Source organism: Aeromonas sp. s8 (genome assembly GCF_040907785.1).
GTDB lineage: Bacteria > Pseudomonadota > Gammaproteobacteria > Enterobacterales > Aeromonadaceae > Aeromonas > Aeromonas veronii.
The window spans coordinates 1-13,044 of sequence record NZ_JBFOCL010000004.1 but is presented as its reverse complement, the minus strand read 5'-3'; the positions used below and the strand labels follow the sequence as shown (position 1 = coordinate 13,044).

11 protein-coding genes, 2 pseudogenes and 1 other annotated feature are annotated in these 13,044 nt (G+C 48.5%); of the genes and pseudogenes, 6 read left to right on the top strand and 7 right to left on the bottom strand.

The genetic code is table 11. The annotated features are described in order from the left end of the window. Positions 1–7 precede the first annotated feature (7 nt). Both AB5Y86_RS00555 and AB5Y86_RS00550 read right to left on the bottom strand, forming a co-directional pair. Positions 8–286: a DUF6482 family protein gene (locus tag AB5Y86_RS00555; protein ID WP_005338699.1), complete on the bottom strand. Its 279-nt coding sequence runs from the start codon at positions 284–286 to the stop codon at positions 8–10. A gap of 18 nt (positions 287–304) precedes the next feature. After that, the gene (locus AB5Y86_RS00550; protein WP_368191729.1) at positions 305–916 is read right to left on the bottom strand and encodes an HAD family hydrolase; all 612 of its coding nucleotides are present in this window, start codon (positions 914–916) and stop codon (positions 305–307) included. A gap of 170 nt (positions 917–1,086) precedes the next feature. Further along, positions 1,087–1,208 (top strand) — a sequence feature (Phe leader region). A gap of 38 nt (positions 1,209–1,246) precedes the next feature. Between AB5Y86_RS00550 and pheA the strand changes: the two genes are divergently transcribed. Further along, positions 1,247–2,419, top strand: a complete 1,173-nt coding sequence (gene pheA / locus AB5Y86_RS00545; RefSeq protein WP_005343631.1) for a prephenate dehydratase — start codon at positions 1,247–1,249, stop codon at positions 2,417–2,419. A gap of 77 nt (positions 2,420–2,496) precedes the next feature. Here the strand turns inward: pheA and AB5Y86_RS00540 are convergent, their stop codons facing one another. Both AB5Y86_RS00540 and AB5Y86_RS00535 read right to left on the bottom strand, forming a co-directional pair. Beyond that, positions 2,497–2,922, bottom strand: coding sequence for an LPP20 family lipoprotein (locus tag AB5Y86_RS00540; protein ID WP_005349622.1), 426 nt, complete (start codon positions 2,920–2,922; stop codon positions 2,497–2,499). Positions 2,923–2,932: 10 nt separating this feature from the next. Continuing rightward, positions 2,933–3,553: a FlgO family outer membrane protein gene (locus AB5Y86_RS00535; RefSeq protein ID WP_368191727.1), complete on the bottom strand. Its 621-nt coding sequence runs from the start codon at positions 3,551–3,553 to the stop codon at positions 2,933–2,935. A gap of 206 nt (positions 3,554–3,759) precedes the next feature. Between AB5Y86_RS00535 and AB5Y86_RS00530 the strand changes: the two genes are divergently transcribed. From AB5Y86_RS00530 to AB5Y86_RS00520, 3 genes are all read left to right on the top strand, one after another. Then, positions 3,760–4,914, top strand: coding sequence for a flagellar assembly protein FlgT (locus tag AB5Y86_RS00530; RefSeq protein WP_270656314.1), 1,155 nt, complete (start codon positions 3,760–3,762; stop codon positions 4,912–4,914). 346 nt (positions 4,915–5,260) lie between these two features. After that, the gene (locus tag AB5Y86_RS00525; RefSeq protein ID WP_139473999.1) at positions 5,261–6,802 is read left to right on the top strand and encodes a tyrosine-type recombinase/integrase; all 1,542 of its coding nucleotides are present in this window, start codon (positions 5,261–5,263) and stop codon (positions 6,800–6,802) included. 227 nt (positions 6,803–7,029) lie between these two features. Further along, a complete protein-coding gene (locus tag AB5Y86_RS00520) occupies positions 7,030–7,482 on the top strand; it encodes an antitoxin Xre/MbcA/ParS toxin-binding domain-containing protein (RefSeq protein ID WP_139474000.1) in 453 nt (150 codons plus the stop codon). Between the two features lie 464 nt (positions 7,483–7,946). Here the strand turns inward: AB5Y86_RS00520 and AB5Y86_RS00515 are convergent, their stop codons facing one another. Next, on the bottom strand, positions 7,947–9,077 hold the full coding sequence (locus AB5Y86_RS00515) for a hypothetical protein (protein WP_100654368.1): 1,131 nt from the start codon (positions 9,075–9,077) through the stop codon (positions 7,947–7,949). 186 nt (positions 9,078–9,263) lie between these two features. On the opposite strand from AB5Y86_RS00515, the pseudogene AB5Y86_RS00510 reads away from it, so the two are divergent. Both AB5Y86_RS00510 and AB5Y86_RS00505 read left to right on the top strand, forming a co-directional pair. After that, positions 9,264–9,680 (top strand): annotated as a pseudogene (locus AB5Y86_RS00510) (transposase); the annotation flags it as partial. A gap of 487 nt (positions 9,681–10,167) precedes the next feature. Beyond that, positions 10,168–12,024, top strand: coding sequence for a metallophosphoesterase (locus tag AB5Y86_RS00505; RefSeq protein ID WP_100654370.1), 1,857 nt, complete (start codon positions 10,168–10,170; stop codon positions 12,022–12,024). A gap of 206 nt (positions 12,025–12,230) precedes the next feature. On the opposite strand, the pseudogene AB5Y86_RS00500 reads toward AB5Y86_RS00505, so the two are convergent. Beyond that, a pseudogene (locus tag AB5Y86_RS00500) lies at positions 12,231–12,576 on the bottom strand (IS66 family transposase); the annotation flags it as partial. 306 nt (positions 12,577–12,882) lie between these two features. After that, the coding region (locus AB5Y86_RS00495) for a PT domain-containing protein (RefSeq protein ID WP_368191752.1) at positions 12,883–13,044 on the bottom strand (162 nt) is incomplete at its 5' end.

The window sequence follows — 13,044 nt, the reverse complement described above, 5'->3', positions numbered from 1 at the left end:
GTTAAAATTAAAACTTGATGATTATTTCCTGTGATTCTGCTGCTAAATCTTCATTTTGGGCGTCATAAATTCGTAATCTTGCTTGGTGAACCCGATGGGCTCGCAAGAAACCCTGCGCCTGATCCAACGAGGTGAAGGTCAAGCGCCCTCCCTCGCTGTCGGTCAGGCAGAGGCACTCCCCTTCTGCCTCAACACAGAGCTGATAACCGCTGCCATCCTTGCAGGCGATGATCAGGGTCGCCTCGGGATAGTGACTGAGCCAATTGCGAAACCGGCCATGCTCCATAGTGCTCCTACAGGGGCATCACCCCCTGCCGGTGGCGGGCAAACAGCCCAGCTCACCCAGTTGCTGGCGGCAACTCGCCGCGTCGGTAAAGACGATCCCCCTGATACCGAGGGCCTTGGCGGCCGCGATGTTGGCGGGACTGTCATCGATGAAGAGACACTCTGCCGGTTTCAGATCGAACGACACCAGCAGATAGCGGTAGATATCCGGCTCCGGCTTCATCATCCGTACCCGCGCCGACACCACCTTGCCGCTGAAGAAGCGCCAGAAATCCTGATGCTGCTCCAGCCAGTCGATGCTGGCATGACCCATGTTGGAGAGGGCATACAAGGTATGCCCCGCCCCGTGCAGCTCGGCTATCAGGGTTAGCATAGCGGGATCTGGCAGCAGGGAGGCGGGAACTGCCTGTAAAATGGCCAGATTCTGTGCCGCCGAGAGGCCTGTGCGCGCTTGCGCTTCCCGGGCCATGGTGTGGAGCGACATGGTGCCTCTGTCTACCTCCAGCCAATCCGGGTGGTTAAAGAGCTGCTCGGCCAACTGTTCGGCCCCTTGCGGACCACGCACAGAACGCACTATGCCTACCGGATCCCAGCTCACCACCACCCGTCCCAGATCGAAAATAATCGCCATCGTCTTTACCTCCCCCACTGGGTGTCAGTCATCAAAACAGAGTCAATAGAACATCGCTTATACGCCATTTTCTTAACCGGATACCCTGCCCCCATCCCTGCCCGCGGGCAAGTTTTACTTGCATCAGACCGGCAAATCCCTTAATGGTTATGACGTTACTTCAAGGACACACCTATGCACGCACCATTCTTCTTTGCTTTCTCGTTTATCCGGCCCGCTTGAGGGAAGGCCTGTCGTCGTGTGAACAGAAAGCAAAGACGAATCGAGCCTCCCCTAGCGGAGGCTTTTTTTTGCATTAATATCAATCGATTACTTGGATAGGGAACAATCATGGCAACGCTCGACGAGATCAGACAAGACATCACCCGGTTGGATCAGGAGCTGCTTGCCCTGCTGGCGAAACGCAAGACCCTCAGCATCGAGGTCGCCCGTGCCAAGCAAGCCAACCCGCGCCCCATTCGTGACCACCAGCGGGAGCAGGAGCTGCTGGTCGCCCTGATCCAGAAAGGGCGTGTGCTGGGGTTGGATGCCCAGTACATCACTCGCATCTATCACACCATCATCGAAGACTCTGTGCTCTCCCAGCAGGCCTATCTGCAGAGCCTGCTCAACCCGGAGCAGCAGGAGCCGATGACCAGCGTCGCCTATCTGGGACCGCGCGGTTCCTACTCCAGCCTGGCCGCCCGCAAATATCTGGCGCGCTACAAGGATCAGGTGATCGAGGTGAACTGCCAGAACTTCCGCGAAGTGCTGGATGCGGTGGAGTCAGGCCGCGCCGCCTTCGGCGTGCTGCCCATCGAGAACACCAGCTCGGGCTCCATCAACGAAGTCTATGACGTGATGCAGCATACCAGCCTCTCCATCGTCGGCGAGCTCACCTACCCCATCGAGCACTGTATCCTCACCGCCGTACCGACCGAGCTGAGTCGCATCAAAACCTTCTATGCCCACCCGCAGGTGTTCCAGCAGTGCTCCCACTATCTGAGCAAGCTGGAAGGGGCGCGTCACGAGATCTGCGACTCCTCCTCCAGTGCCATGATGAAGGTGAAAGAACTGGCCAGCCCGGAGGCCGCCGCCATCGGCAGCGCCGCCGGTGGCGAACTGTATGGTCTGGATGTGCTGGCCGAGCAGCTCGCCAACCAGAAAGAGAACTACAGCCGCTTTATCGTGGTGGCGCGCAAGCCCATCGACGTGGCACCGCAGATCCCGGCCAAGACCACTCTCATCATGTCAACCTCCCAGAAGCCGGGTTCGCTGGTCGAGGCGCTGCTGGTGCTGCGCAGCCACGAGATCAACATGACCAAGCTCGAATCCCGTCCGGTGCAGGGCAACCCGTGGGAAGAGATGTTCTATCTGGATGTCTCCGCCAACCTGCAGACCCCGGCGATGCAGGCCGCACTGGTGGAGCTGACCAAGATCACCCGCTATATCAAGGTGCTTGGCTGCTACCCGAGCGAGGATGTGAAACCCACCGCAGTGCCGCCGGTGCTGATGGGGAGCTAACCAGCCCACAACGACAAAAGGCGAGCACCCTGCTCGCCTTTTGTTTTGATGCCGGTTTTCACGGCAAGCCCATCAACTCAGAACTGACCGGCCATCAGCTGGTTGATGTTGTAGAGGGCACGGGTATCGAGCTCCATCTCGGTGGCATAGGTGTTGCCGCGCGGATAGGAGGCAACCACCCGGGCACCGCGCACCACCCCCGCCACAGAAACATCCAGCGAGTTGGAGGTCTGGGTCAGGTCGCGGTAGCTGCTCTGGCCGCGCACCTGCTGGCCATTGAGCTGCTCGGCCAGCTCGCGATAGGCATCCATCTTGGAAGCTCTGATCGCCTGCAGCATCTTCTCCGACTGGGAGGGGCCGGGCTGGATGTCGATCACCGCATAGCCCACCGCCTTGAGCACCGGAAAATCATCGGGCTTGCCACCCTGGGTGTAATCCACCACCCGGTTGTAACTGCAACCGGTGAGCAAGAGTGCCAACAGGCAACCAAACAGGATCTTCATGACTCGCTCCTCACGGGGTCAGGTTGACCAGATGACCGCCCGGCCGGGCCTGACTCTCACGCATCAGATAACCGCGATTGATCGATGCCCGACCAAACGAATTGTTGGCACCGAACAGATATTTTTGCGGGATCAGGCTCTGGGCCGTGGTCTCCACCATCTTGGTGCGCATGTCGATAACGCGGGCATTGACCAGAATTCCCTTGCTGTTGCGGCTGAAGGTGCCGACCAGAATGCGGGAGATCGGCAAACGGGAAGAGAGCTCCTTATAGTTGCGGCTCAGCACGAAGTCCCCCTGCGGCGTCACCTTGATGCTGCCGGTCAGCTTGAAGTCCACCACCACCTCGCCGCGGCGGTTGAGCTCGTAGATAAAGCTCTCCTCAATCTGCTGCCCCATCCAGTTAGTATCCTGCAGGGTGTCGAGATCAACGAAAGAGGCCACCGCGATGGGCTCGGTCAGGGTGGTCAGCGATTTGCGCTCCATCAGCTGATCGGTCATGCGCGCCACTAGCCAGTTGAGCTCCATCCCCTGCGCCGCCTGGCGGGGGTCACCCTGATCCCGATTGATAGGGTCGGAGCCGCACCCGGTCAATGCCAGGGCAAGCGCCAACGCCGTGATGAGTTTGTTCATGGATACCTTTCCTGTATCTGCACCTGACTTATTATCGGACGCGCCGGACAAAGCTTGAGCCGGGAATGAGGCATGATTCTTGCTTTTTAATGGTCATCGTCAGCGCCAACGTGCGCTGCCAATTGGAACGTGTTGTGATCCATGTCGGCCAGCAGGCGTCATTTCCTCAAAATGGCTCGGCTGCCCGCCAACTCAAGGTATCTGCTATGAAATTACCGCTGCTGTTGACCCTGCTGCTGGCCAGCCTGAGCGCCCGCGCCGAGCTTATCGAAGCGCAGGGCAGCGCCGCCATTCTGGGGGGCGATGAGGTCTATGCCCGCGAGCAGGCGACCCGCGACGCCCTGCGTCAGGCGCTGCTGGCCAGCGGCGCGGCCGTTTCCAGCGTCCAGCGTCTGGAAAATGGCAGCCTGCGATCCGAGCAGATCCAGATCCGCTCCGGCGGCGACATTCGCCAGTACCGGCTCAAGCGGGAAGAGGTGCGCAACGGCCGCATGTATATCACCCTGGTGGCCGACATTCAGGCCGAGCGCCAGATCTGCCAGACCCAGCACTTCGCCAAGGATTTGACACTGGTCAGGCTGCGGATGCGTTATCCGGATCAAGCCAGCTACGGCGCCATGGACGACATGCCGGAAAACCTCTCGCGGCGGCTATTCGAAACTCTCGCCAATGCGTCGCAAGGGGTCGCGGTGCGCCAGTGGCTGGATGAAAACCTGCGCATCGATCCGCTCCATCTGCAACAGGGAGATCGCAGCGCCCTCGAGGAGATCAAGGCCCTCAGCCTGCGCACCGACAGTCAGTATCTGGTACTCGGCAGCATCGATGATCTCTCCATCGAGCCGCAGGGCAACCAGCTGACCAGCTGGTATGAGGATCCCGTACGCAACTTTCGCATGCAGCTCTACCTGTTCGATGGCATCAACGGCAGTCTGGTCAACCGCAAGGTCTACGAAGGGCGCGCCACCTGGACCTTTGGCAAGCGGGAGCAAGTGGGCAGCAGCAGCGGCCAGTTCTGGCAGTCAAGTTATGGCCAGGAGGTCAACTACCAGTTGCAACAGGCGGCTCAGGATCTGGTAGCCCAGCTCACCTGTGCCCCGGTCACCGCAAGAGTGGTCGGCCAGAACGAACGCGGCCCCTACATCAATCTGGGACGGCGCAACGGTGTCAAGCTCGGCGACCAGTTCCGCATCCAGCACAACGCCGACTTCATCGACCCCTACGGCAAGTCGCGCATGATGCGCAACCCGGCCGACGGCCTGTTCGAGGTGGTACAGGTATTCGATGATGGCGCCATCATCAGCAGCCAGAACAAATATTCGCCGTTTAACATCCAGAATGGGGATTTGGCTGTATTGGAATAAGAATCAAGGGTTTAAAAGGGAGTTGCTTCTTGTATAATGCCCGCCACACAGCTCCCGTAGCTCAGCAGGATAGAGCGGTCCCCTCCTAAGGGATCTTTATTGCTTAAAAATCTATCTAAACAGGCCGTTATAAGATTTTTTAAATATTAGGAATTATAAATATTTCCTTTAAAAACATAGCTTTATAGCTCAAAAAGCATTCATAAACAACCGAGCTGCTTGTTTTGTGAGCGGCGCAATCGATGCCTGTTTTGCGCTATTTAAGAGCTATTCACGCCACTCAACTCTACTTTTGCGCTATTTTGCCGCTATAATGTCTCAATAGAACATTTTTCGGTGGTACCCAATGGCTCCCAAAAATCCGGCTACATCCATACGCAAAGAAGAGTTCGATCTTAAGACGCTGCTCCAGGGTCACCCTGCGGCCATAATTAAAGGGAAATTCTCATTTACCTTTAAAGACCAGTACATAGATAGTCTTCCATTTATTAATGATAAAAATAAATGTGTTGAATTAACGCACTATAGTTCTGACGATGAAAAATATAATGAAAAGAACAAACCAAGATTAAAACTAAGAATCGGAAACAGTGTTAAGACATTCTATATTGTTTACGATAAAAATCGGAGGCAGAAAATTGGCAATTGGACGCCTCGCACTAAAAGTGGACATTACCAAAAAGGTTTTTTTAGCGTTACACAGGCTAAGGAAGAGTTTAAGAGATTAGTTAGTGATGCTGAAAAGATTAATCCAGAAAAGTGGAAATATCAGTCTTTTACATTGAGAACATATCTTTTAGAGCATTATAAAAACGACCGTGAAAATAAATCAAACAAGAGAAATTCATTAAGCCCTGTTACCGACAAAACAATAAGGGAAATCTCATCTGCCTTTGAACCATGGTTAGACCTAAAGCTATCTGAATTTAATGAAGATCATCCAGTAATATTCAAAAAGTATTGGCAGAACAAAGAAACGCCAATAACATCAGAAACAATGAGGAAATACTATTCCTTATTAAACAGCTTGTTTAATATGTGTGTTACGTGCACCTATTTACCAAAGAATAAAATTGATAGGCATATTTTTCTGTTCCCAAGAAACCCTAAGAGGCCTGTCACAACATATACTGACCCCACAAATGAAGTAGTGGAATTTATTTTTAATGAAGACACTCCAGGTGGTGGGGATTCCAAGATCATAGTTGCAACCATGTTCCTATGCGGGGCAAGAAACTCTGAAATATATAGAAACACAAGCAACAATTTTAATATTAATGATAGAACCATACGTATTCCTGAGCACATTAGTAAAAACAAGGCTGCACGCATTGTTGCTATTGAGTCAGACTCATACTGGAATTATGTAGCGAAATACAAAATTCTAAAAAGCTTGAGTGATCGAGAGGGTGAGTTAATGTTTCCTTGTTGTCGCGACGCAAAGGCCCCCCATGTAACTTCGAGCCTTTATCAGAAAACTTGGCAGGCAGTTAAAAAAGAGTTTAATTTTCCTAAGATAGGCCGACTATATGATGCCAGACATACTTTTGCCAAAAAAGCACTAGAAAGCGGAGTGCCTATTCAAGATTTATCTAAGATCACTGGACACAGCCTCGAAACGTTGATGAATTACTATATTGACAACAATATCAGCCAAGCTACAAGAGAAAAGTTAAGGAGTGCAACCAATTCTAATGCAGCTATAAAGGTGCAACAGGAAACGAATTTCCCTCCATCTGTTAATAGCTTATATGAAAGCTATGTTAGGAGATGTATAAAGAAGAATATAAAAGATGAACTCTCTACTTTCGTACAAGAAATGAAAGATTTGGGTGACCAAAACCAACTAAATGCAGAGCAAATTTTTTGGCTTAAAGAAATGCTGTAGCTTGAATATAAAGCCTTTACTTTCTTGAAATGGATTTGCTGAATGAGGCCATATTTCTAGGTATAGGCCATGAACATGATTCAGTTCGTTCATTTGCTAATGGAGGGGGCGGGTGCCCTCCATATCAGCAACATCAACAATTATAACCAGTGAGGTAACTGTCAGAAAATCTGAACATGGAGTACGATGATGAGAACAAATCATTGTCAATACTGGAACAGTAAAATATGTCACTTTCAGTTTATCAACCCAGTACGCAGGCTAGTTCAGCCCACACCCTTATGACGACTCTCAACATCCCTCAAGATCCACTGAGTGCACATCTCTGGATCGTAGCTGGCGTAGCTCCTGGCATCATTCATCGACTAGCTGAATTGATGAACACAGACTCAGGTTTGATATGCCGCTTAGCAGGCATTAGCCGGAGCACTGTTGCTCGCAAGCTGAGGATTGAGGCTCCCCTATCAATCTCGCAGGGTGCCAGGGTATACGGCGTTGTACAGGCACTCGAAGCTGTTCTCTTCCTCCACAGAAACAATACCGCCAGAGCATTGTCATGGTTACATCGCCCAGCTTGGGGCTTAGGTGGTAAACGGCCAGCAGAGGTGCTGTCGACAGCTTTAGGGGCTCAGGCAGTAATAGTACTTGTAGGACGAATCCAACATGGGGTGTGCACCTAGAGCGAGGTAGCTGATAGGCTAACCCCCCCTTAAGAACGCTTCAAAAATAACCAACCTCATCTTTTTTCGAACTTTTTTCATTTACCCCACTTGAAAAAATCGAAAAACTGTCCATTTACTATTATTGAGAACAATTAAAAAATTTAAGAATTTCAACATTCCGCTGCTTCGCAGCGAAGATAATCCAGATTTTTAATTCCTTCGAGCTAGCTTTCCTTAAAGGAAGAAAATTGCACTTACAATAAGAAATTACTAGAATATAGTGTGTCAACACTCATCTTTTGAGTGAATTATCTTTTATTAAAGTAATTAGCACACCTAACTCAGCAAGATCTAAATGTAGTGCGTGAGAGGCAATGATTATTTTCACGTTTTAACACGCCTCTCACACTGTCGACAGCTGTCGATTACAAATAAAAACTCAACACAAAAGATAAAAAATATCTTTTCTAGTTAATTCCGCCTTAGTCATATGAGCCGTGATCTTCAAATACGATTCCATCATCAAAATGTTCTTGACATAGCTTATCTACGACTCGCTGAGCCTTGTGATGCAAGACCATCTCTAGAGCTGGTAATGTCAGTGCAGGAAAAGTCTGCCCTTGGATAGTGAATGTATGCTTGTCACTACCCGCATGCATATCATAAGTTGTGGATGTATCGACCTCATTTAGGAGATCATACCCAATACTCTCTGCAAGAAGTACCCATATCCAACAACGATATAAGTCTTCCTTTTCATAGTTGCTAATCAACTTGTGCATTGCGTTAATAGACCCTTGTAATGCAGCTCTAATCCACCAGTAATATGCATGTTGCATATACCCAGCATCTTCGCATTTGACTGCTACATTTTCATGATACGTGTAGTCTTTTAATTCATTTGCATATAAAGAAACATCAAGCCGATAGGTTGACAATAACTCTATAGCCTCTATGTCAAATCTCATAGCTGATTTTTTCAAGTGCTGGAGCCAAAGCGAGTATCGTTCTCTATCATTATCAACTAATCCGCCTACATCTGTATCATTAAACTCACCAGCCAGTTTATAAAACTCTTGATGAAGCTCGTATTGTGGGAACGATGAAGCATTTCGGTCTGCAAATGCACTTAACTGGACCAACCCCTGGTGTACTAATGGCGAGTTAAATTCATTCTGTTTAAACATACTCATTAATTCCCCAGCATAATGGTCTGAGGAGCTAAAGCGGCTAGCAGTAGTCGAATTAGGAGGAATTTGATTACTCTTAATATAAAGCTGAGTAATGTAATCGTCGTTTAGGCGATTCCTCAAAATCTCTTTTACGCGTAGGCTTATAATACCCGCCTGCACTAACGATGTGGCCAACTTCTGAGCGATAAGCTCAGGAATACTAATACCCAGAATATTAGCTCTAGCCTCAATTGCACTTACATCCAACGCAACCTGCCATTTCGTATTACTGAGCAGAATCGCATCAGCTTGCAATGACGCGTAAGTACTGTAGCCATAGGCCGCAGCAATCATCTCGTAGATATGACTACGTTTGAGGGAGATGCCTAGTACATCTTTGAGCTCAAGTTGGGTTGTGTGGACGAACGCTTTGATGGTCATGATCCAATCTCCTAGTCCTACCCTGGGGTATACATCGCACGTTTAATCCATCCAAGGTGAGGATTTGAGGTTGAGATCATGTGGCTTGAGAGTAGTAACCATTTTGACTCGTGCGAAAGTCTGGCTGGTCAGCCGCGACAAATCATATCCGAATTGACAGAACAGTCCAAGATAATCATGGACTACGGGCGTAGCCAGTTCTACACCGATCAGATCATCGTCACTTTCCTGATGGTTAAGGGGATTTTCAACCTCACTATGCGGGCTACTCAGGGACTATACGACTCCCTGTTAGAGCTGATGAATGTGCCACTGTTCACAACGGGTATAGCTATGTCAGCAGGCTAGCACGCACGGTGACGGTGGCTTATCGACAAGCCGCATTACCGTCTTGGTTATCGACTCAACCGGGTTGAAGGTGTTTGGTGAAGGCGAGTAGAAGATCAGAAAACATGGTGGAGAGTCTGGCGCAAGTTGCATCTGGCAGTAGACCCGGTGACCCACGATATCGTGACGGCGGAAGTCTCGTTGGAAAATGTCCATGATGCCGAGGTGTTGCCCACCTTGCTCAACCCTCTGCGGCGGCGCAAGCTGGGGCGTATCAAACACCTAATGCACTCCGCTAAAGCTTACCATGAGACAACTCCTTGCAACCCCAGCAGGGGCAATCAACAGGCGGATAGTAAGAAACCACGAACAGGCGGAGCAGTTTCAGTCCTGACACTGGAGGGGGCTCGGGAGAATTGCCGCTGTGCTGGTTGAAGCGATCCTCCAACTCAGTAATACGGCCTGGCAGCTTATTTATGAACTCGTCGGTCTGCTCGAGGGCCAGAGAGTTAACTGCCTGTGTCGGATGCTTTATGGTCATGCCAGAAAGCAATACGGGAGGGACCATCTGCAAGCAGAATACGCCGCCTTCCCAATATTGTTACTTTTTCCATCGTCGCTAATTACAAAGCTGACTGTGAGCTGAATGTAACTCATATTTATCGGCAGTTATAAACACGCTACTCCACTGTGTAATAAAAACTTAAGATTGCAGTCTTATTCTCGCACTCACCAAACCAAAATTAATCATCAATGAGTAATTATGTTGCATTTTAAAAAACTAGCATTGAGTGTTGTAGTTAGCTCCATTTTATTAGCAGGCTGTAATGACAATCACAGTCAAACTGACCAATATATTGACAGCGAAAATGTTCAAACATTAAAGATTTCGATTGTTACCGATACACATCTATATGATGGTAGTATGGGGGATGATATTAATGGCGAGATGTTTCAAGCCGCTATTAGTAGCGACCGCAAGGCGTTTTTGCAAAGTCAAGAATTACTTGATCATGCAATTCAAGAAATGATTAAAAACGGTACCAACGTTATTTTAGTACCAGGTGATTTGACCAAGGATGGGGAACGAATTAACCATAAAAAAGTACGTACAAGCTTGCAGCGTGCTAGAGAACAAGGAATCAAAGTCTATGTGGTGCCGGGTAACCACGATATGAATAACCCCTATGGTTATAAAGAATCCCTGACCCAAACCCTGACCGCCAAAGGAGCTGTCTATCTGGAAGGAAATGAGCAGAATGTTGTCCCTGGCAGCATGGCGCCGCATATGACTAACACCACTGGCGAACCTATGTTTATGGAGAACTGGGATAATTTCTACCAAGATTTTGGTTTTAATGAAGCCATTGCCCGAGACCCTAACTCTTTCTCCTTTGTTGCCGAACCAACAGAGGGCGTGCGAATCCTCGCAATAGACTCCATTACCTCCTCCATCAAAGATGTGCAACAGCACTGGCAAGCTAATAGTCCGGATTATAGTAAAACTGGCGGATCTCTGCTGACGCCTGAGCGTTTGAGCACTCTGGAGTGGATTAAACAGCAGGCACAGGAAGCCAAAGATCAAGGAAAGATATTGCTGGCAATGAACCATGCTGGTGTTATTGAACATTTCCCTAGCAAGAGTGCTTTAATCCCTGGTTATGTCATCGATGGTGAAAAAACCTCATTTCATGATAGTATCGATGTACCCACCTATATAGAAGAATTTACCAACACATACACTGGTAAGAAGAGCAAAACCCTCTATACCAGCACCAGTGAGTATATATCAAAAATCTTGGCGCAAGCAGGTGTGAACATTGTGTTTACTGGTCACTTCCACGCTAATGATATTACCAAACGTCAATATGAGGATGGTAGTTGGATCTATGATATTCAAACAGGTGCCTCAGTGAGCTATCCCGCACCTTATCGCTCGGTATTGGTCGATATTAAAAACAAATTGATAACCACAGATGTTGACAACACAACGGTTATGGAATCAGTTCCTGATGCAAATTTAGTTGGTTTGGTCGATGGTTTGAGCCAAAATATTTTCGCGGCACTCGGTGTTGATATTGATGGACCATTGCTGGAGATCCTTGACAATTCACTAACAAAAAAACCTGTGGCCAAAACCATGCTGGATGTCTATAAGCGTGAGAATTGCCAAAAATTTATCTGTCAAGATTCGGAATGGCAACCCCTGTTTGAAGCAGATGTGTTAGCTGATTCAGGGCTTACCTGGAATGAGCTGTATAAGACAACCCTCAGCCAGTTGATCGGTGCGGTGCTCAAAGCCCATTACCATGGTGATGAAGAGAACTCAGAACAAATCGATGATAAAATGCGCTTTGTTTTAAACTGGGCTCGTGAATATGGCCAAAAACATAATGTTAGCAAACAGGAATTGGCAGACGAAGTCACCAAACTCAAGACTTTGACGCTTTCCCAAGAGTGGGACCCTAGCAAGGATCTCAGCAACCTCCTTGGCGATAAAATGCTGGCGCCAATTTATGGCCTACTAGGTACCGTCGGTGAAGGGATTATCTATGATCCGGTACCAGACCTGAATATCCAGATTGACATGACAAACGGCCAATTTGAAAACCTAAAATAATTAGGCCTATCGTACCAGCCGAACCGCTCCCCCTTATGGTGAGCGGTTTTTTTATTAACTGTGGCCATCAAACACAATGCATAAGTGTAATACTCATTATTAATCTGCTATTTGGACACAACACTGATGTCCATACTACCTATTTATGCCGAACTACTCTTCCTACTATTTGTCTTGCTGAACATTCGTATAATCCACACCCACCTTCATGTTAATCGTTCACCGACCGGGGCTTGACGCACACACTCGACAGATATGGGGTAATCCATTTCTCGATGCAGACACGGACGACAACGCGCAGCATCTCCTGAGGACAACGCCCCACTCGCTTGGCCAGCTCCACCAATGACAGTATTCGCTGGCGAAACAACTCCCCACGATGTGAGTATACCCCGCAGCCCCCTTTGTGCTTCAGCACATAGCCACGCCTAGCGAGCGCCCGGCCTCATTGTTGAGCAGCGGAATATCGTCATCGATCATAAACCGCCAAAGCATCTCATCATCCTTGATGAACAACTCGCAGCGGCCACGATAGCACTTGGGGCATAACATGGCCTATGACCACTATAAACTATTATTATCTACCCAATTGTAGGGTAAGATACATTCATACAGTCCGTGTTCAGCATTTTGATATAAAATGTCCGACCACTTTATACTAGATGTACCACATAGTTAGCTCAGTGAGAACTACAGACTTGAACAAAAATCCGCATGTATCAAATAAATTCGCTAAAGCTATAACCATATATCATACAGCATTATATATTTTTGCAATGATTATTATTGGGTCGACCTCTGGTTGAACTGATTATTACATTTAGATAATGTTACTCCATTGAAACATTGGTGATTACTTTACAAATTCCAACAACCTAAAAACAGGTTACACAATAACTTACTATATATAATTTCAGTCAATGAATGGTTGGTTGGTTGGTTGGTTGGTTGGTTGGTTGGTTGGTTGGTTGGTTGGTTGGTTGGTTGGTTGGTTGGTTGGTTGGTTGGTTGGTTGGTTGG

Bases quoted from the DNA above. Each gene is read 5' to 3' on its own strand.
- pheA (WP_005343631.1), top strand. From the start codon at position 1,247: ATGGCAACGCTCGACGAGATCAGACAAGACATCACCCGGTTGGATCAG.
- AB5Y86_RS00525 (WP_139473999.1), top strand. From the start codon at position 5,261: ATGGCTCCCAAAAATCCGGCTACATCCATACGCAAAGAAGAGTTCGAT.
- AB5Y86_RS00505 (WP_100654370.1), top strand. From the start codon at position 10,168: ATGTTGCATTTTAAAAAACTAGCATTGAGTGTTGTAGTTAGCTCCATT.
- AB5Y86_RS00540 (WP_005349622.1), bottom strand. From the start codon at position 2,922: ATGAAGATCCTGTTTGGTTGCCTGTTGGCACTCTTGCTCACCGGTTGC.
- AB5Y86_RS00550 (WP_368191729.1), bottom strand. From the start codon at position 916: ATGGCGATTATTTTCGATCTGGGACGGGTGGTGGTGAGCTGGGATCCG.
- AB5Y86_RS00555 (WP_005338699.1), bottom strand. From the start codon at position 286: ATGGAGCATGGCCGGTTTCGCAATTGGCTCAGTCACTATCCCGAGGCG.
- AB5Y86_RS00520 (WP_139474000.1), top strand. From the start codon at position 7,030: ATGTCACTTTCAGTTTATCAACCCAGTACGCAGGCTAGTTCAGCCCAC.
- AB5Y86_RS00515 (WP_100654368.1), bottom strand. From the start codon at position 9,077: ATGACCATCAAAGCGTTCGTCCACACAACCCAACTTGAGCTCAAAGAT.
- AB5Y86_RS00530 (WP_270656314.1), top strand. From the start codon at position 3,760: ATGAAATTACCGCTGCTGTTGACCCTGCTGCTGGCCAGCCTGAGCGCC.
- AB5Y86_RS00535 (WP_368191727.1), bottom strand. From the start codon at position 3,553: ATGAACAAACTCATCACGGCGTTGGCGCTTGCCCTGGCATTGACCGGG.